The organism is Veillonella sp. LMAG:90 (assembly GCF_008679445.1).
In the GTDB taxonomy this organism is placed as follows: Bacteria; Bacillota; Negativicutes; order Veillonellales; family Veillonellaceae; genus Veillonella_A.
On record NZ_NAND01000001.1, the window covers coordinates 2389539 to 2407350 of the forward strand.

32 protein-coding genes and 1 pseudogene are annotated in these 17812 nt (G+C 43.3%); all 33 read right to left on the bottom strand.

The features are described from left to right. Positions 1-26: 26 nt before the first annotated feature. Positions 27-416: a 30S ribosomal protein S11 gene (rpsK, locus tag CCC71_RS10635; protein WP_006555678.1), complete on the bottom strand. Its 390-nt coding sequence runs from the start codon at positions 414-416 to the stop codon at positions 27-29. A 17-nt stretch (positions 417-433) separates the two neighbouring features. Further along, complete coding sequence (rpsM, locus tag CCC71_RS10640; protein WP_021842147.1) at positions 434-802, bottom strand: 30S ribosomal protein S13; 369 nt, start codon at positions 800-802, stop codon at positions 434-436. A 22-nt stretch (positions 803-824) separates the two neighbouring features. After that, on the bottom strand, positions 825-938 hold the full coding sequence (gene rpmJ, locus CCC71_RS10645) for a 50S ribosomal protein L36 (protein WP_006555676.1): 114 nt from the start codon (positions 936-938) through the stop codon (positions 825-827). A 29-nt stretch (positions 939-967) separates the two neighbouring features. Next, on the bottom strand, positions 968-1186 hold the full coding sequence (gene infA, locus CCC71_RS10650; protein WP_005377071.1) for a translation initiation factor IF-1: 219 nt from the start codon (positions 1184-1186) through the stop codon (positions 968-970). A gap of 21 nt (positions 1187-1207) precedes the next feature. Next, positions 1208-1978, bottom strand: coding sequence for a type I methionyl aminopeptidase (gene map, locus CCC71_RS10655; protein WP_127059297.1), 771 nt, complete (start codon positions 1976-1978; stop codon positions 1208-1210). 3 nt (positions 1979-1981) lie between these two features. After that, entirely contained in the window at positions 1982-2545 is a 564-nt protein-coding gene (locus tag CCC71_RS10660; protein ID WP_021842145.1) for an adenylate kinase, read from the bottom strand. A 13-nt stretch (positions 2546-2558) separates the two neighbouring features. Continuing rightward, complete coding sequence (gene secY / locus CCC71_RS10665; RefSeq protein WP_021842144.1) at positions 2559-3821, bottom strand: preprotein translocase subunit SecY; 1263 nt, start codon at positions 3819-3821, stop codon at positions 2559-2561. A gap of 1 nt (position 3822) precedes the next feature. Further along, the gene (gene rplO, locus CCC71_RS10670; protein WP_006555672.1) at positions 3823-4263 is read right to left on the bottom strand and encodes a 50S ribosomal protein L15; all 441 of its coding nucleotides are present in this window, start codon (positions 4261-4263) and stop codon (positions 3823-3825) included. 22 nt (positions 4264-4285) lie between these two features. Beyond that, a complete protein-coding gene (gene rpmD, locus CCC71_RS10675) occupies positions 4286-4465 on the bottom strand; it encodes a 50S ribosomal protein L30 (protein ID WP_006555671.1) in 180 nt (59 codons plus the stop codon). Between the two features lie 18 nt (positions 4466-4483). Next, complete coding sequence (rpsE, locus tag CCC71_RS10680; protein WP_021842143.1) at positions 4484-4984, bottom strand: 30S ribosomal protein S5; 501 nt, start codon at positions 4982-4984, stop codon at positions 4484-4486. An 18-nt stretch (positions 4985-5002) separates the two neighbouring features. Beyond that, complete coding sequence (rplR, locus tag CCC71_RS10685; protein WP_438873617.1) at positions 5003-5374, bottom strand: 50S ribosomal protein L18; 372 nt, start codon at positions 5372-5374, stop codon at positions 5003-5005. A gap of 22 nt (positions 5375-5396) precedes the next feature. Beyond that, positions 5397-5942: a 50S ribosomal protein L6 gene (gene rplF / locus CCC71_RS10690; protein ID WP_021842141.1), complete on the bottom strand. Its 546-nt coding sequence runs from the start codon at positions 5940-5942 to the stop codon at positions 5397-5399. A 23-nt stretch (positions 5943-5965) separates the two neighbouring features. After that, a complete protein-coding gene (rpsH, locus tag CCC71_RS10695; protein ID WP_006555667.1) occupies positions 5966-6364 on the bottom strand; it encodes a 30S ribosomal protein S8 in 399 nt (132 codons plus the stop codon). A gap of 28 nt (positions 6365-6392) precedes the next feature. Further along, positions 6393-6662 carry a 30S ribosomal protein S14 gene (rpsN, locus tag CCC71_RS10700; RefSeq protein ID WP_006555666.1) on the bottom strand — a complete coding sequence of 90 codons (270 nt, stop codon included), beginning with the start codon at positions 6660-6662 and terminating at the stop codon, positions 6393-6395. 17 nt (positions 6663-6679) lie between these two features. Then, positions 6680-7219: a 50S ribosomal protein L5 gene (gene rplE / locus CCC71_RS10705; protein WP_006555665.1), complete on the bottom strand. Its 540-nt coding sequence runs from the start codon at positions 7217-7219 to the stop codon at positions 6680-6682. A 25-nt stretch (positions 7220-7244) separates the two neighbouring features. Continuing rightward, positions 7245-7571, bottom strand: a complete 327-nt coding sequence (rplX, locus tag CCC71_RS10710) for a 50S ribosomal protein L24 (RefSeq protein ID WP_021842140.1) — start codon at positions 7569-7571, stop codon at positions 7245-7247. Between the two features lie 17 nt (positions 7572-7588). Further along, complete coding sequence (gene rplN / locus CCC71_RS10715) at positions 7589-7957, bottom strand: 50S ribosomal protein L14 (RefSeq protein ID WP_006555663.1); 369 nt, start codon at positions 7955-7957, stop codon at positions 7589-7591. A gap of 24 nt (positions 7958-7981) precedes the next feature. Then, positions 7982-8242 carry a 30S ribosomal protein S17 gene (gene rpsQ, locus CCC71_RS10720; protein ID WP_277600414.1) on the bottom strand — a complete coding sequence of 87 codons (261 nt, stop codon included), beginning with the start codon at positions 8240-8242 and terminating at the stop codon, positions 7982-7984. A gap of 39 nt (positions 8243-8281) precedes the next feature. Further along, positions 8282-8482, bottom strand: a complete 201-nt coding sequence (gene rpmC, locus CCC71_RS10725; RefSeq protein ID WP_006555661.1) for a 50S ribosomal protein L29 — start codon at positions 8480-8482, stop codon at positions 8282-8284. Next, on the bottom strand, positions 8472-8909 hold the full coding sequence (gene rplP / locus CCC71_RS10730; RefSeq protein WP_006555660.1) for a 50S ribosomal protein L16: 438 nt from the start codon (positions 8907-8909) through the stop codon (positions 8472-8474). The genes rpmC and rplP overlap by 11 nt, the downstream gene beginning before the upstream one ends. Further along, the gene (gene rpsC / locus CCC71_RS10735) at positions 8909-9577 is read right to left on the bottom strand and encodes a 30S ribosomal protein S3 (RefSeq protein ID WP_006555659.1); all 669 of its coding nucleotides are present in this window, start codon (positions 9575-9577) and stop codon (positions 8909-8911) included. The genes rplP and rpsC overlap by 1 nt, the downstream gene beginning before the upstream one ends. 17 nt (positions 9578-9594) lie before the next feature. Further along, the gene (gene rplV / locus CCC71_RS10740) at positions 9595-9930 is read right to left on the bottom strand and encodes a 50S ribosomal protein L22 (RefSeq protein WP_006555658.1); all 336 of its coding nucleotides are present in this window, start codon (positions 9928-9930) and stop codon (positions 9595-9597) included. Positions 9931-9948: 18 nt separating this feature from the next. After that, complete coding sequence (rpsS, locus tag CCC71_RS10745) at positions 9949-10230, bottom strand: 30S ribosomal protein S19 (protein ID WP_021842138.1); 282 nt, start codon at positions 10228-10230, stop codon at positions 9949-9951. 23 nt (positions 10231-10253) lie between these two features. Beyond that, positions 10254-11084: a 50S ribosomal protein L2 gene (gene rplB, locus CCC71_RS10750; protein ID WP_021842137.1), complete on the bottom strand. Its 831-nt coding sequence runs from the start codon at positions 11082-11084 to the stop codon at positions 10254-10256. Between the two features lie 25 nt (positions 11085-11109). Next, positions 11110-11394 (bottom strand): 50S ribosomal protein L23, encoded by a 285-nt coding sequence (gene rplW, locus CCC71_RS10755; RefSeq protein WP_006555655.1) that lies wholly within the window; start codon positions 11392-11394, stop codon positions 11110-11112. Continuing rightward, positions 11394-12016 (bottom strand): annotated as a pseudogene (rplD, locus tag CCC71_RS10760) (50S ribosomal protein L4). The gene rplW and the pseudogene rplD overlap by 1 nt, the downstream one beginning before the upstream one ends. Before the next feature lie 23 nt (positions 12017-12039). After that, positions 12040-12681: a 50S ribosomal protein L3 gene (gene rplC / locus CCC71_RS10765; RefSeq protein WP_006555653.1), complete on the bottom strand. Its 642-nt coding sequence runs from the start codon at positions 12679-12681 to the stop codon at positions 12040-12042. A gap of 15 nt (positions 12682-12696) precedes the next feature. Further along, positions 12697-13008, bottom strand: coding sequence for a 30S ribosomal protein S10 (rpsJ, locus tag CCC71_RS10770; protein ID WP_040770779.1), 312 nt, complete (start codon positions 13006-13008; stop codon positions 12697-12699). Positions 13009-13177: 169 nt separating this feature from the next. Beyond that, positions 13178-14368 carry an elongation factor Tu gene (gene tuf, locus CCC71_RS10775; RefSeq protein WP_156705481.1) on the bottom strand — a complete coding sequence of 397 codons (1191 nt, stop codon included), beginning with the start codon at positions 14366-14368 and terminating at the stop codon, positions 13178-13180. 57 nt (positions 14369-14425) lie between these two features. Continuing rightward, the gene (gene fusA / locus CCC71_RS10780; protein ID WP_021842338.1) at positions 14426-16501 is read right to left on the bottom strand and encodes an elongation factor G; all 2076 of its coding nucleotides are present in this window, start codon (positions 16499-16501) and stop codon (positions 14426-14428) included. Positions 16502-16523: 22 nt separating this feature from the next. After that, positions 16524-16994 carry a 30S ribosomal protein S7 gene (rpsG, locus tag CCC71_RS10785; protein WP_296333582.1) on the bottom strand — a complete coding sequence of 157 codons (471 nt, stop codon included), beginning with the start codon at positions 16992-16994 and terminating at the stop codon, positions 16524-16526. 46 nt (positions 16995-17040) lie between these two features. Next, positions 17041-17415, bottom strand: coding sequence for a 30S ribosomal protein S12 (gene rpsL, locus CCC71_RS10790; protein ID WP_006555648.1), 375 nt, complete (start codon positions 17413-17415; stop codon positions 17041-17043). Between the two features lie 77 nt (positions 17416-17492). Next, positions 17493-17738, bottom strand: coding sequence for a ribosomal L7Ae/L30e/S12e/Gadd45 family protein (locus CCC71_RS10795; RefSeq protein ID WP_021842336.1), 246 nt, complete (start codon positions 17736-17738; stop codon positions 17493-17495). Positions 17739-17812: the final 74 nt, after the last annotated feature.

The following is a 17812-nucleotide window of genomic DNA, read 5'->3' on the forward strand; positions in this document are numbered from 1 at the left end:
AAAATGCGATTACTTAAAACTATAAATTATACACGACGACGTTTTGGAGGACGGCAACCATTGTGAGGAATCGGAGTAACGTCTTTAATGCTGTTTACTTCGAGACCAGCAGCCTGCAATGCACGGATTGCAGCTTCACGGCCGGAGCCTGGACCTTTAACGAATACTTCAACCTGACGTAAGCCATGTTCCATAGCTGCTTTAGCTGCTTGTTCAGCTGCCATCTGAGCTGCGAATGGAGTGCTTTTACGGGAACCACGGAATCCAAGACCGCCTGCAGAAGCCCAGGAAAGTGCATTACCGTTTGTGTCAGTAATAGTTACGATAGTGTTGTTGAATGTGGAACGGATATGAGCCGCACCGGATTCAACGTGTTTCTTTTCTTTTCTTTTAGTTCTTACTACCTTTTTAGCCACGCTTTATCCCTCCTTTATTATTTCTTCTTCCCAGCAATTGCTTTTCTAGGACCTTTACGAGTACGAGCATTTGTCTTAGTGCGTTGACCGCGCAAAGGCAAGCCTGCACGATGACGTTTGCCGCGATAGGAGTTGATTTCGATTAAGCGTTTAATGTTGAGTGCTTCTTCACGACGAAGGTCACCTTCAACTTTATAATCTTCATCAAGAATCGCACGAATTTTCGCAACTTCATCTTCAGTAAGGTCACGAACGCGAGTATCAGGATTAATACCAGTTTTTTCCAAAATTTCTTTGGACAAAGTAAGTCCGATACCATAAATATAAGTTAAACCAATTTCCACACGTTTGTCACGTGGTAAATCTACACCGGCTATACGTGCCATCTATTCATCCACCTCCTATCAATTATCCTTGTTTTTGTTTATGTTTCGGGTTTTCGCAAATTACCATTACACGGCCTTTACGTTTAATGATTTTGCATTTTTCGCATATCTTTTTAACTGATGGTCTAACCTTCATAAGTACCTCCTTTGTGTCGCTGCCGCTTACTATTTAAAACGGTAGGTAATACGACCACGATTTAAGTCATATGGTGTCAGTTCCATAGTAACTTTATCACCGGGAAGGATACGAATAAAATTCATACGCATTTTGCCTGACACATGAGCAAGTACCACATGACCATTTTCAAGTTCTACCTGAAACATGGCATTAGGTAATGCCTCTACGACCGTACCTTCCACTTCAATAACGTCTTCTTTTGACATATCATTTCCTCCGGCTACTGGTTATTTTATCAACCTGGGTTCATCACGCATGGTCAAAATTTCAGGGCCGTTTTCAGTAACAACCACTGTATGTTCAAAGTGCGCTGCCGGTTTGCCGTCACGAGTAACGGCTGTCCAGTCATCGTCCAGAACCTGCACTTCGTAAGTCCCCATAGTAATCATTGGCTCTATACAAAGCACCATACCCGGCTTTAATAAGGGGCCATGCCCAGCCGGACCGTAATTTGGAATCTGCGGATCTTCGTGCATTTCACGACCGAGGCCATGCCCTACGAAGTCTCGCACAACACCAAATCCAAATTTTTCACAATACGTCTGAACAGCGTGGGAAATGTCCCCCACTCTGTTCCCGACAACTGCTTGTTCAATACCTTTGAACAAGCTTTCTTCTGTCACCTTGAGAAGTTTCATAACTTGAGGTTTGACCTTCCCAATAGGAATGGTTACGCAGGAATCACCATGATACCCATTAACTGAAGACACGAGGTCGATACTAATAATATCGCCGTGCTTCAGCTTGCGATGAGCATTGGGAATACCATGAACCACTTCATCGTTGATAGAAGCGCAAATTGTTGCAGGATACCCATAGTAACCTTTGCAGCTTGGTTCACCACCGTGGCTGCGAATATATTCTTCGGCAAATTGATCCAACTCAAGTGTTGTTACACCCGGTTTAGCTAATGCGATAAGCTCTGTTAACGTATCAGCAGTGAGTTTACATGCCTGACGGATATACTCAATTTCATGTTGCGATTTCAAAATAATCATTGATTATTTCTCCAACGCTTTAATGATATCTGTAAATACTGCATCCACATCCTGTAATCCGTTGATTTCTACATATAAACCACTGTTACGATAGTAATCAATTAAAGGCTTAGTAGATTCGTCGTATACAGCAAGACGTTTCTGTACTGTTTCCGGTTTATCATCGTCACGATTTTCAAGACGTGCTCGTTCACTGATGCGACGTACTAACTCATCGTTAGGAACGTTGAGATTAACTACAGCATCAAGAACAATTCCCATTTCTTTTAATATAGCATCTAATGATACTGCTTGGGCGGTCGTACGTGGGAAACCGTCAAGGATGAAGCCGTTTTTGCAATCATCTTTAGCAAGACGTTCACGTACGATACCAACCGTAACACTATCCGGTACGAGTTGGCCCGCATCCATGTATTTCTTAGCCTCAAGACCAAGAGGGGTACATTCCTTTACCGCTGCACGGAACATATCACCGGTTGAAATCTGAGGAATACCATATTTATCGATTAAACGAGTAGCCTGAGTACCTTTACCGGCACCGGGAGGTCCCATTAACAAAATATACATAGCTATTTTCCTCCTATTTAACAAAGCCCTTATAGTGACGGGTTAAAACTAAAGACTCAACTTGTTGCATTGTATCTAAAGCAACGCCGACAACGATAAGTAACGCTGTACCACCAAAATACACACCTTCGATGCCTGTAATACCACCGATAAAGTTAGGTAAAATAGCAACGAGAGCCAAGAATAAGGCGCCCGCGAAGGTAATGCGAGTCATTACGCGATCTACATAATCAGCAGTAGGTTTACCCGGACGAATGCCAGGGATAAATCCACCGTATTTTTTCATATTATCTGCCATATCCGTAATGTTAATTGAGATAGCTGTATAGAAGTACGTAAAAATAAAAATCAATACAGCATATAATACTGTCTGCAATGGGGTTCCCCATGTGAAATAATTAGCCAGTGTTCTCACCCAGTCAACCTGCACAAACTGAGCTAACGTCACAGGGAACATCAAAACGGATGACGCAAAGATAATTGGAATAACACCTGCCTGGTTGACCTTAAGAGGAAGGAAGGTTGAGTGTCCACCGTACATTTTACGACCAACAACGCGTTTGGCGTATTGAATCGGAATACGACGTTGACCTTGTGTTACCGCAATTACAAATACGATCATTGCAACAGCGATAATCGCAAATAATATTGCTTGGAAAATATTAATTGTTCCTACTTGTAAATATTCGTAGATAGTGCTGAATCCGGATGGGAAACGCGCTACGATACCGGCAAAGATGATAAGGGAAATACCGTTACCAATGCCGTATGCTGTAATCTGTTCACCAATCCACATGAGGAGACAAGTCCCTGCTGTAAGGATGATGGCAGTTACAATAACTGATAAGAAACTGTTGTCAATAAGTGCACTATTAGCACGTAACGCATAGGACATACCGAAAGCTTGGACAAATCCAAGAATTACGGTGCCATAGCGTGTTACTTTGGCAATTTTCTTACGTCCGTCTTCGCCGTCTTTACTCCACTGTTCAAAGGTCGGTACTACCGCTGTTAAGAGCTGCATAATAATCGACGCATTAATGTATGGGGTAATACTCATGGCAAAGATGGAGAACTTACTTAACGCACCACCGGCGAATAAGTCTAAGAGACCAAATAAGCCGCCGGATGTAAATAAGCTTTCAATAACAGAGGCATCTACGCCAGGGACCGGGATATGAACGCCTGCCCTAAACACGATAAACATAAGTAATGTATACGCTACTTTATTGCGTAGCTCTGTTATTTTAAAGATGTTCGAGAGGCCTTCTAGCACCCTAGATCACCTCTACTTTTCCGCCTGCTGCTACAATCTTTTCTTCGGCAGTTTTAGTAAAACCATTAGCAATAACTGTTAATTTCTTTTCTAACGTGCCATTACCAAGGATGCGAATACCATCACGTACGTTTTTCAAAATGCCCATTTCGATAAGAGCTACCGGATCAACCGTAGCACCATCTTCGAAGCGGTTAAGTTGGGAAATATTAACTTCCGCATATTCTTTAGCGAACACATTTTTGAAACCACGTTTTGGTAAACGGCGATAAAGAGGCATCTGGCCACCTTCGAAGCCGGAACGTACGCCACCACCACTACGGGAGTTTTGACCTTTCTGACCACGGCCAGCGGTTTTACCAAGACCGGAACCAAGACCACGACCACGACGAGTGCGTGTCTTTTTAGAACCTGCTGCTGGAGCTAATTCATGAAGTTTCATTCAGTGCACCTCCTTATCTATATTATACTTCTTCTACAGTAACTAAATGTCTAACTTTGTGAAGCATACCCTGAATTTGAGGTGTAACTTCTTTAACTACCTGAGAGTTAGTTTTCTTTAAGCCAAGAGCTTTTACAGTTGCGCGCTGATCTTCAGGGCGACCGATTAAGCTTCTGGTCAATGTAATTTTTACCTGTGCCATTACAGTCAATCCCCCTTATTAGCCGTAAATCTCAGCTACAGTTTTGCCGCGAAGTGCTGCCACTTCTTCAACACGTTTTAACTGTGCCAAGCCTTCAATTGTTGCGCGAACCATGTTGTTAGGATTGGAAGAACCAAGGGATTTCGTAAGGATGTTACGAACACCTACTAATTCCAATACGGCACGCACAGGGCCACCTGCGATAACCCCGGTACCTTCTGCAGCCGGTTTCAAGAAAACGCTGCCTGCACCGAAACGACCGGTTACAGTGTGAGGAATTGTACCGTTTTTAATAACAACGTGAATAAGATTTTTCTTAGCATCATCAATGCCTTTACGAATTGCTTCAGGCACTTCTGCCGCTTTACCTAAGCCAACGCCTACGTAACCGTTGCCATCACCGACAACTACTAAAGCGCTGAAGGAAAAACGACGACCGCCTTTTACTACTTTGGCTACGCGGTTGATGAATACTACTCTTTCTTTAAGATCAAGACTGGTGTAGTCAATTCTCGCCATGTCTAAAGTTCCTCCTTCTTAGAATTTCAAGCCAGCTTCACGAGCGCCTTCTGCAAGGGCCGCTACACGACCATGATAGATGTAACCACCGCGATCGAATACTACTGTTTCGATGCCTTTTGCGATAGCACGTTTAGCAACTAATTCACCAACAGCTTTAGCTGCAGCAGTGTTGCCACCATAGTTCAAGTTTAATTCTTTATCTAATGAGCTTGCTGCTACCAAAGTAGTACCAGCTACGTCATCAATAACCTGTGCATAAATGTTGCTAAGGCTACGGAATACGTTCAAACGTGGGCATTGCGCCGTACCGGAAATGTGACGACGAATACGAAGATGACGTTTTGCTCGAGCAATATTTCTTGTGGATTTACGAGCCAAGATGTTCACTCCTTTCTAAATTCTACTGATATTATTTGCCTTTAGCGCCAGCTTTACCAGCTTTACGACGAACAACTTCGCCTTCATAACGGATACCTTTACCTTTGTAAGGTTCTGGTTCTCTCCATTTACGAATATTAGCAGCTACAGCACCAACCACTTCTTTGTCAGCACCACTAACAATGATTTTGTTAGGAGCCGGCACATCAATGGTAATACCAGCAGGAGCTTCCATCTCTACTGGATGAGAGAAACCAAGGGTAAGCACTAATTTGTTACCTTGTTTGGCCGCTCTGTAACCAACACCGTTGATTTCCAATGTTTTAGCAAAGCCATCATGAACGCCTGTTACCAAGTTAGCAACAAGAGCTCGAGTGAGGCCATGTAAAGAACGGTGTGCTTTATCTTCGCTCGGACGAGCTACTGTGATTGTGTTACCTTCCACAGTAATAATCATATCCGGATGCAATTCACGAGATAATTCACCTTTAGGGCCTTTAACAGTCATTACGTGGTTTTCGTAGTTAACTGTAACGCCTTCAGGGATCTCGATAGGCATTCTACCGATACGTGACATTATTTCTACCTCCTATTGCCTGATTACCATACGTATGCGAGTACTTCGCCACCAAGACCTTCTTTACGAGCTTGTTTGTCGCTCATAACGCCTTTAGATGTGGAGATAACTGCAATACCTAAACCACCAAGTACGCGAGGGAGTTCTTCCTTCTTCGCATAAACACGTAATCCCGGTTTGGAAATACGTTTAATTCCAGTAATTACTTTTTCGTTATTGGAACCATATTTTAACGTTACTTTTAAAACTGTGTGTTTGCCGTTTTCAACGGTTTCAACGCTCTTTACAAACCCTTCTTCTTTAAGGATTTCAAGAACGGCAGCCTTCATGCGAGATACAGGAATCTCTACGGATTCATGAAGAGCAGCATTTGCATTACGGATGCGCGTAAGCATATCCGCAATCGGATCGGTCATTACCATATTCTAAAAACCTCCTCCCGTAATCCAATTACCAACTGGCTTTTTTAACGCCAGGAATCTGTCCTTTGTATGCAAGTTCACGGAACGCAATACGGCTAATACCGAATTTACGCATGTAGCCATGAGGGCGACCGGTCAAGTTGCAACGATTATGTAAACGAGTTGGAGAAGCATTTGCAGGCAATTGTGCCAATGCTTCATAGTCGCCGGCTGCTTTTAAAGCTTCGCGCTTAGCAGCATATTTAGCAACGATTTTCGCACGTTTCTTTTCGCGTTCAATCATAGATTTTTTAGCCATCTATAAGTTCCTCCTAATTATTTTTCAAAAGGCATGCCACAAAGAGTCAACAACTCACGCGCTTCTTCATCAGTTTTAGCGCTTGTAACTACGATGATATCCATACCTGTTACACGTTCTACCTGATCATATTCAATTTCAGGGAAGATGAGCTGTTCTTTAAGACCCAATGCATAGTTACCGCGGCCATCAAAAGCCGTTGCACTCACGCCTCGGAAGTCACGTACACGTGGCAAAGCTACGTTGATCAACTTGTCTAAGAACTCATACATGCGTTCGCCGCGAAGAGTTACCTTAGTACCTAAGGCCATACCTTCACGAACTTTAAAGTTAGCGATGGATTTCTTAGCTTTGGTGATTACCGGTTTCTGACCGGCGATAATAGTGAGGTCGTTAACGGCAGCTTCCAATGCTTTAGCATTACCAACTGCATCGCCAACACCAATATTGATAACGACTTTTTCCAATTTAGGAATTTCCATTACGTTTTTGTACTGGAATTTTTCCTGTAAAGCCTGACGAATTTCACTAGTATATTTTTCGTTTAAACGAGACATTAGTTAAAAGCCCTCCTTTCCCTTATTATTTATCGAGTACGGCACCGCTTTTCACAGTCGCACGTACGAATTTACCATTTTGTTCTACTTTTTTGATACGAGTAGGCTGTTTAGTTTCAGGATCGATTACCATTACGTTGGAAACATGGATAGGAGCTTCCTTAGTGATGATGCCGCCCTGAGGGTTAGCCTGGCTTGGTTTCGTGTGGCGTTTTACTAAGTTAACACCTTTCACGAAAACGCGCGATTTCTTAGGTTCAGTTGCGATAACTTCACCTTGTTTGCCTTTATCTCGACCGGAGATAACAACAACAGTATCGCCTTTTTTTACTAGAAGTTTAGTTTGGGACATCGTCGCGTTCCTCCTTCTTATAATACTTCCGGAGCAAGGGAGATGATTTTCATGAAGTCTTTTTCACGAAGCTCACGAGCTACCGGTCCAAAAATACGAGTGCCACGTGGGCTCTTGTCATCTTTAATTACTACTGCTGCATTTTCGTCGAAACGAATATAAGAACCGTCCTGACGACGGATACCTTTTTTAGAACGAACAATAACGGCTTTAACTACGTCGCCTTTCTTGACAACGCCACCGGGTGATGCATCTTTTACAGAAGCAACGATTACGTCACCGATATTGCCGAATTTGCGATAAGAACCGCCCAAAACTTGAATACACATAATACGTTTTGCGCCAGTGTTATCGGCAACATTCAAAATTGTTTGTTGCTGGATCATCGTATTTCCTCCTTACATCACGTATTATTTTACTTTTTCAATAATTTCAACCAATCTCCAATGTTTATCTTTGGAAAGTGGACGAGTTTCTACAATTTTAACTGTATCGCCAATTTGGCACTCATTGTTTTCATCATGAGCTTTAAAGCGTTTGCTTGTTACCATTGGCTTGTTATATAAAGCGTGAGGCACTTTACGTTCAACGGACACAACGATGGTTTTGTCCATTTTGTTACTTACAACTTTGCCTACACGTACTTTTCGTACATTTCTTTCTTCTGCCACGACCATTAGCCTCCTTTTCAATCCAAAACAAATTTGTTATTATGCGTTTCCTTTAAGAGCAGCTTCACGCTGAATTGTTTTAATACGCGCAATAGTTTTCTTAACTTCACGAATACGCATTGGATTTTCTAATTGACCAGTTGCGAGCTGAAAACGGAGGTTAAACAACTCTTCTTTAAGGCCGGAAACTTTTTGTTCCATTTCGGCAGCGCTCATGTTACGGATGTCATTAACCTTCATTTACGTCACCACCCAATTCTTTACCCTTAACAACGAACTTAGTTTTGATTGGAAGTTTATGACCTGCCAATCGCATAGCTTCACGAGCTACTTCTTCAGATACGCCGTCCATTTCGAACATTACGCGACCTGGTTTTACTACAGCAACCCAGTATTCAGGCGAACCTTTACCGGAACCCATACGAGTACCAGCTGGTTTAGCAGTGATTGGTTTGTCTGGGAAAATTTTGATCCAAACTTTACCACCACGTTTAATATAACGAGTCATAGCAATACGAGCAGCTTCGATCTGACGGTTTGTGATCCAAGATGGCTCTAATGCTACTAAACCGAATTCACCGTGAGCAACTGTGTTACCACGCATTGCGCGACCTTTCATACGACCGCGGAATTGTTTACGATGCTTTACGCGCTTTGGAATAAGCATTAGTTGTCACCTTCTTCCTTCTTAGCAGGTGCTTGTTTTGCCTCCGGCAATACTTCACCTTTGTAGATCCATACTTTGATGCCGATACAACCGTAAGTTGTATGAGCTTCAGCAGTACCGTAGTCGATATTGGCACGAAGTGTGTGCAATGGGATACTGCCTTCACGGTAGGATTCGCTACGAGCGATTTCAGCGCCGCCTAAACGACCGCTAACCATGATTTTAATACCTTTTGCACCAAGACGCATTGTGCGACCTACGGCTTGTTTCATTGCACGGCGGAAACCGATACGGCGTTCCAACTGGCTGGCAATGTTTTCAGCAACTAATACGGAGTCCATATCAGCTTGCTTAATTTCAGCGATGTTTACATCGATTTGTTTATCAGTGAAGCGTTTTAACGCTTTGCGGATATCTTCGATACCTGCACCACCACGACCGATAACCATACCTGGTTTTGCAGTGTGGATAGTTAATTTAATACGTTTATTAATACGCTCAATTTCAATGCGGGAAATACCGGCAATGAAAAGGGTTTTCTTCAAGAAGTTACGAATTAAAACGTCTTCGTGAAGATTTGCAGCGTAATCTTTATCAGCATACCATTTTGCGTCCCAATCTTTTACGATACCAACACGCAAACCATGGGGATTAACTTTCTGACCCACTATATTCCCTCCTTCTATTAAGCTCTTTCAGAAACTACTACTGTTACGTGGCTGGAGCGTTTCAAAATTTTGAAAGCCTGTCCACGGGAACGAGGATGAATGCGTTTCATTGTTGGACCCTGATCAACGAAGATTTCGGATACATAAAGATTGTCAACATTCATATCAAAATTGTGTTCTGCATTTGCGATTGCGGAACGCATTACTTTTTCTACTACATCGGCGCCAACTTTCGGAGTGAACTTCAAGATGGCAAATGCTTCGCCGATATTCTTGCCGCGCACGAGGTCAGCAACAATACGGATTTTACGAGGCGCGATGCGCACGTGTCTAGCGATTGCTTTTGCTTCCATTATCTAATTCCTCCTATATTATTTCTTACCGGTTGTTTTTTCACTCTTAACGTGACCTTTGAAAGTACGAGTTGGAGCGAATTCGCCTAATTTATGACCTACCATATCCTCTGTAACGAATACAGGTACGTGTTTGCGACCATCATGCACAGCAATTGTATGGCCTACAAAGTTAGGGATAATAGTAGAGGCACGAGACCAGGTTTTTACAACTTTCTTATCATTAGTTTCATTTAAGGCATCAATTTTCTTTGCAAGCGAAGCTGCAACGAAAGGGCCTTTTTTTATAGATCTGGACACTGTCTTATCTCCTTCCTGCTATCCTATTTTGTACGACGTTTAACAATCAAGCTGCTAGAAGCTTTTTTCTTGTCGCGAGTTTTAACACCATGTGCCGGTTTACCCCAAGGTGTAACAGGATGTTTACGACCTACAGGAGACTTACCTTCACCACCACCATGTGGATGGTCACAAGGGTTCATTACAACACCACGGTTGCCAGGACGAACGCCCATCCAACGATGGCGACCGGCTTTACCGATTGTAATGTTTTCATGATCAATGTTACCTACAACACCTACGGTTGCACGGCAGTTGATATGAACACGACGAAGTTCACCGGATGGTAAACGAAGTAATGCATAGGAACCTTCTTTAGCCATAAGCTGAGCAGAAGTACCTGCGGAACGAACGATCTGGCCACCTTTACCGATTTTCATTTCGATGTTGTGTACTTGAGTACCCAAAGGAATGTTGAGTAATGGTAAGCAGTTACCAGGTTTAATATCGGATTCAGGACCGCTATATACAGTGTCGCCTACTTTCAAGCCATGTGGAGCAAGAATGTAGCGTTTTTCACCATCGGCATAGTTAAGCAACGCAATACGAGCACTACGGTTAGGATCGTATTCGATGGATGCTACTTTAGCCGGGATATTATCTTTAACACGTTTGAAGTCAATAATACGGTACTGACGCTTGTGACCGCCACCTTGGTGACGTACAGTCATTTTACCGGTGTTATTACGACCGCCTGTCTGAGAAACCTTAGCGAGCAAAGACTTTTCAGGTTTGCTTGCAGTGATTTCAGTGAAGGCAGATACTGTCATAAACCGACGACCAGCGGAGTACGGTTTGAATGATTTAATTGCCATTATGGGGCCTCCTTACTAGACTATCTTAAACACCTTCAAAGAATTCAATGGATTCGCCAGCCTTCAAAGTTACGATAGCTTTTTTGTAATCGCTACGTTTACCCTGTGTACGGCCCATGCGTTTTACTTTACCAAGAACTCGAATGGTAGCTACTTTTTCTACCTGTACGTTGAAGATTTTTTCTACAGCTTGACGAATCTGCACTTTGTTTGCAGTCAAAGGCACACGGAACGTGTATTTGCCTTCTTCCATAAGCAGAGTTGTTTTTTCTGTAATAATCGGACGAATAAGAACATCGCGTAATTCCATTATGCGAGCACCTCCTCAATCTTTGCTACGGCACCTTCAGTAATGAAGAGCTTATCGTAGTGGAGAAGATCGAAAATGTTCACGCCTTCACAAGCCAAAGCTTTAACGCCTTGAATGTTACGAGCGGAACGTTCTACATTAATATCACCTTCGGTGATAAATAATACTTTAGCGTCACCTACGTTGAAGTTGTTAAGGATGTTTAATACTTCTTTCGTTTTTGGAGCTGCTAAGGTTAATTCGTCCAATACGATTAATTCGTTGTTGTTTACTTTATCGCTAAGAGCAGATTTAACTGCAAGACGTCTAGCTTTACGAGGCATTGCCTTGTAATAGCTACGAGGTTGTGGACCGAATACGGTACCACCACCAACCCATAAGGGCTACGAGTGGAGCCTACACGAGCACGGCCGGTACCTTTTTGTTTCCAAGGTTTACGACCACCGCCGCGAACAAGACCTCTCGTTTTAGTTGCGTGAGTGCCAAGACGTTCGTTAGATAACTGACGAACTACGGCTTGATGCATAACAGCTTCGTTAACTTCAACTGCAAATACTGCATCATTTAACTGTATTTCACCGACTTTAGCGCCGGACATATTGTATTTTGTTACTGTTGGCATTAGAGATCCTCCTTTCGACAATGTTATTTAACAGGTTTCACCGTGTTGCGAACCATTACTAGGCTGCCTTTAGCGCCCGGAATGCCACCTTTAACTAAAAGTAAGTTACGGTCTGCATCAACTTTTACTACAGATAAGCGCTGTACGGTAACTCTGCCGCCACCCATTTGTCCAGGGAGTTTCTTGCCTTTGTATACCTTACCGCCGCCACCGGAGATCATAGGACCGATGGAACCAGGTTCACGATGAGATTTGGAACCGTGAGTTACAGGACCACGATGGAAGTTGTGGCGCTTAATAGTGCCCGCAAATCCTTTACCTTTACCTGTACCTACAACATCAACCAACTCACCTTCTGCGAAGATATCAGCTGCCAGAGTTTGGCCCACTGTGTAATCAGTTGCTTCAGCAAGGCGAAGTTCGCGAAGATATTTAACCGGTGCTACGCCGGCTTTGTCGAACTGGCCTTTTACAGGTTTAGTTAAATGTTTTTCTTTAATGGAGCCATAGCCGAGCTGTACTGCATCGTAACCGTCGGATTCAACAGTTTTAACGCGCACTACTACGCTTGGGGTTGCTTCCACTACAGTGACAGGAACGAGTTTACCTTCAGCAGTGAAGATCTGAGTCATTCCTAACTTTTTACCCAAAATAGCTTTAGACATAATCGCACCTCCTTATTATAATTTTATTTCAATAGACACACCAGCCGGTAATTCAAGACGGGTGATAGCATCTACTGTTTTCGCATTTGATTCAAGAATATCGATTAAACGTTTATGTGTACGCATTTCGAATTGTTCACGAGAGTCTTTATTGACATGTGGTGAACGAAGAATTGTAAAAATATTTTTTTCAGTTGGCAATGGAATTGGACCGGATACTAATGCACCGTTGCGTTTTGCAGTGTCAACAATTTTTGCCGCGCTCTGATCAAGAGCTTTGTGATCGTATGATTTTAAACGAATACGAATTTTTTGCTGTTTAGCCATGAATAACTTCCTCCTGTCGCTCATTTCATGAATGAACTGCTCCATAGAAATTCTCCTCCGCAGAGGCAACCTTCTATATCATAGTTTAAAAACACAACACAAGAGCGGCATGCAAATGCCGCTCTGCGCTGCACAAAGTATAGGTTTGTGACCTACATTTACTACTTAATTATCCTTCGATAATTTCAGTAACAACACCGGCGCCTACTGTGTGGCCACCTTCGCGGATAGCGAAACGAAGACCAGCTTCAATAGCGATTGGTGTAATCAATTCAATAGTCATAGTGATGTTATCACCAGGCATACACATTTCAGTACCTTCTGGCAAGTTGATAACGCCGGTTACGTCAGTTGTACGGAAGTAGAACTGTGGACGGTAGTTGGAGAAGAATGGAGTATGACGACCACCTTCTTCTTTAGTCAACACGTAAACTTCACCTTTGAATTTAGTGTGTGGGTGAATGGAACCCGGTTTAGCCAATACTTGACCACGTTCGATGTCTTTGCGGTCTACACCACGAAGAAGAGCACCAACGTTGTCGCCTGCTACTGCAGAGTCCAAAGTTTTACGGAACATTTCAAGACCGGTTACTACGTAGCTTTCAGCTTTTTCTTTCAAGCCAACGATTTCAACAGTGTCGCCAACTTTAACTTCGCCACGTTCAACACGGCCGGTAGCTACTGTACCACGACCGGTAATTGTGAAAACGTCTTCGACCGGCATCAAGAAAGTTTTGTCAGTGTCGCGTTCAGGAGTTGGGATGTAGTCATCAACTGCCTGCATCAATTCTTTGATTTTTTCTACGTATTTAGCGTCGCCTTCCAAAGCTTTCAAAGCGGAACCTACGATAATAGGTACTTCGTCGCCAGGGAATTCGTAAGTGGAAAGGAGGTCACGAACTTCCATTTCTACTAATTCGATCAATTCATCATCGTCAACCATGTCAGCTTTGTTCAAGAATACAACGATAGCTGGTACACCTACCTGACGAGCAAGAAGGATGTGTTCACGAGTCTGAGCCATAGGGCCGTCAGTTGCAGCGATAACCAAGATAGCGCCGTCCATCTGAGCAGCACCGGTGATCATGTTTTTAACATAGTCAGCATGGCCTGGGCAGTCAACGTGAGCATAGTGACGGTTTTCAGTTTCATATTCTACGTGAGAAGTGTTGATTGTGATACCGCGTTCACGTTCTTCAGGAGCTTTGTCGATCATGCTGTAGTCCTGGAACTGAGCTTTGCCTTCTTCAGCAAGTACTTTAGTGATTGCTGCAGTAAGAGTAGTTTTACCATGGTCAACGTGACCGATAGTACCGATGTTAACATGCGGTTTAGTACGTTCAAATTTTGCTTTTGCCATTTTGAATTGTCCTCCCGGATAATTAAAATTTTACTTATTGTGTTAACCCTTAAGGGATTAGCCGTTTTTCTTTGCCTGAATTTCTTCAGCAATTTTCTTAGGCACTTCTTCGTAATGGTCTACTGTCATAGAGTAGTTACCACGGCCCTGAGTTTTGGAACGGAGGTCCGTTGCATAACCGAACATTTCGCTCAATGGAACGAATGCTTTGATATGCTGGCTGCCGTTACGAGCTTCCATGCCTTCCATACGACCACGACGAGAGTTCAAGTCGCCGATTACGTCGCCCATGTATTCTTCCGGTACATCAACTTCTACCGCCATGTATGGTTCGAGAAGTACTGGGTCAGCTTTACGTGCACCTTCTTTGAAGCCCATCGAGCCGGCGATTTTAAACGCCATTTCGGAGGAGTCAACATCATGGTAGGAACCGTCAAATACGATTACTTTGATGTCAACCATTGGATAGCCGGCGATAACACCGGATTCCATAGCTTCCTTAACACCGTTTTCAACCGGTCCGATGTATTCACGAGGAATTGCACCGCCGACGATTTTATTTTCAAATTCGAAGCCTGCACCAGGTTCTTGTGGAATTAATTCCAACCAGCAGTCACCATATTGACCACGGCCACCGGACTGACGTACGAATTTACCTTGAGCTTTAACGGATTTGCGAATCGTTTCACGGTAAGCAACCTGAGGTTTACCAACATTACATTCAACCTTGAACTCACGGTTCATACGGTCAACGATAATGTCGAGGTGAAGTTCACCCATACCGGAAATGATTGTCTGACCGGTTTCTTCATCAGTACGAACTTTGAAGGTTGGATCTTCTTCAGCCAAGCGGGCTAAAGCGATACCCATTTTTTCCTGGTCAGCTTTAGTTTTTGGTTCAACTGCTACGGAGATAACAGGTTCTGGGAATTCCATGGATTCAAGAATTACCGGAGCCTTTTCATCACAGAGAGTATCACCGGTGGTTGTATCTTTCAAGCCTACAGCAGCTGCGATATCGCCGGAGTAAACGCGTTCGATTTCTTGACGACTGTTAGCATGCATCTGAAGGATACGACCGATACGTTCTTTCTTACCTTTTGTGGAGTTGAACACGTAAGAACCGGATTCTAAGGAACCGGAGTATACGCGGAAGAACGCTAATTTACCAACATAAGGGTCAGCCATGATTTTGAAGGCCAATGCGGAGAATGGTTCTTCATCGGATGCAGGGCGAGTTTCTTCAGCACCTGTATCAGGGTTAACACCTTTAATAGCTGGAATATCAAGTGGAGATGGCATGTAGTCAATAACTGCATCCAATAACATCTGCACACCTTTGTTCTTATAAGAAGAACCGCAAAGTACAGGGAACAATTTGTTTTCACAAACTGCTTTACGAAGAGCCGCTTTTAATTCATCAATGCTGATTTCTTCGCCTTCCAAGTACTTCATCATGATTTCGTCGTCAGTTTCGGCAATAGCGTCTACCAACATTTCACGACGTTCTTGAGCTACTTGTACATAGTCTTCAGGAATATCAGTGATTTCGAATTCTTTACCATCATCGCTGATGTAGATTTCGGCTTTCATAGTCATCAAGTCGATGATGCCTTTGAAAGTATCTTCAGCGCCGATTGGTACTTGAAGAGCAACACTGTTTGCACCCAAGCGTTCTTTCATCATGTTTACAACATTGAAGTAGTCAGCGCCTACGGTATCCATCTTATTTACATAAGCGATACGTGGTACGCCATAGGTAGATGCTTGACGCCATACAGTTTCAGACTGTGGTTCAACGCCACCTTTAGCACTGAATACTGCAACGGAACCGTCAAGTACGCGCAACGAACGTTCTACTTCTACAGTAAAGTCAACGTGACCCGGGGTATCAATGATGTTGATGCGATGTTCTTTCCAGTGACAAGTAGTCGCAGCAGACGTGATTGTAATACCACGTTCCTGTTCCTGTGCCATCCAGTCCATCGTCGCAGCGCCTTCATGAACTTCACCGATCTTGTGAACTCGGCCTGTGTAGTAAAGAATACGTTCCGTTGTGGTTGTTTTACCGGCGTCGATGTGAGCCATGATACCGATATTACGAGTTTTCTCTAGCGAAAATTCTCTTGCCACGAATGTCAACTCCTCTTACTAATTACCAACGATAATGAGCAAATGCTTTATTAGCTTCTGCCATTTTATGAGTGTCATCTTTTTTCTTAATAGCTGCGCCAGTGTTATTGAACGCATCCATTAATTCACCGGCCAAACGTTCTTTCATGGTGCGTTCGCCGCGAAGACGAGCGTAGTTTACCATCCAACGAATACCTAACATCTGACGACGATCGGCACGAACTTCAACCGGAACTTGGTAGTTGGCACCGCCGATACGACGAGCACGAACTTCCAATACAGGCATTACATTTTTTAAAGCCTGATCAAATACTTCCATTGGGTCCTGACCCATTTTGGAACGAATAATTTCAAATGCATCATATACGATAGTTTCGGCAATACCTTTTTTACCATCGTACATTACTTTGTTAATGAAGCGTGTAACCAATTTGCTGTTGTACACCGGATCCGGAAGTACATCACGCTTCAACACAGGGCCTTTTCTTGGCATGTTATTTCCTCCTCTACGATGTGTGATTTCAATTGTTTAGCTATAATTATTTCTTAGCTTTTTTAGCGCCATATTTGGAACGGCTCTGCATACGATTCTGTACGCCGGCTGTATCCAAAGCACCACGAACAATGTGATAACGCACACCTGGTAAGTCTTTAACACGACCACCTCTGATAAGTACTACACTGTGTTCCTGTAAATTGTGACCAATGCCTGGGATGTAAGCAGTTACTTCAATAGCGTTTGTCAAACGAACACGGGCAACTTTACGAAGCGCGGAGTTCGGTTTCTTTGGAGTAGCAGTATATACACGAGTACATACACCACGTTTCTGCGGGCTTTCTTTAAGTGCAGGAGCGTCGGATTTCTTTGTCAAAGTTTGACGGCCTTTGCGTACTAACTGGTTAATAGTTGGCATGTGGGCACCTCCTTTCCAAACAATTAGATTTATAATTGATCTATAGCAACAAATTGTCACCACAGATATTACCAAATTTAGCGCAGCACCCCAATGGCAGCTGCTTTTACTTTAATCTTGCCGGCCTTACCAAGTTCTTCCATGGAGTGTTCTTGATTTACCGGTACGGCGTTTTTCTCACAAAGTTCAAGTATGGGCAACACCACTCGATCGTCGCTGTTATTAGCAACAAACACCATCTGAACTTCGCCGCGCATAATCGCTTTCGACGTTTGTTTAGCTCCGATTGTCTTTTTCGCTGATGTTAATACTTCGATTTCCATACCATTACTCCTTGATTTTTCTTGTACTCAGGCACACTCTCCCCCGAGCACTATAACAGTTTAGCATTACTACC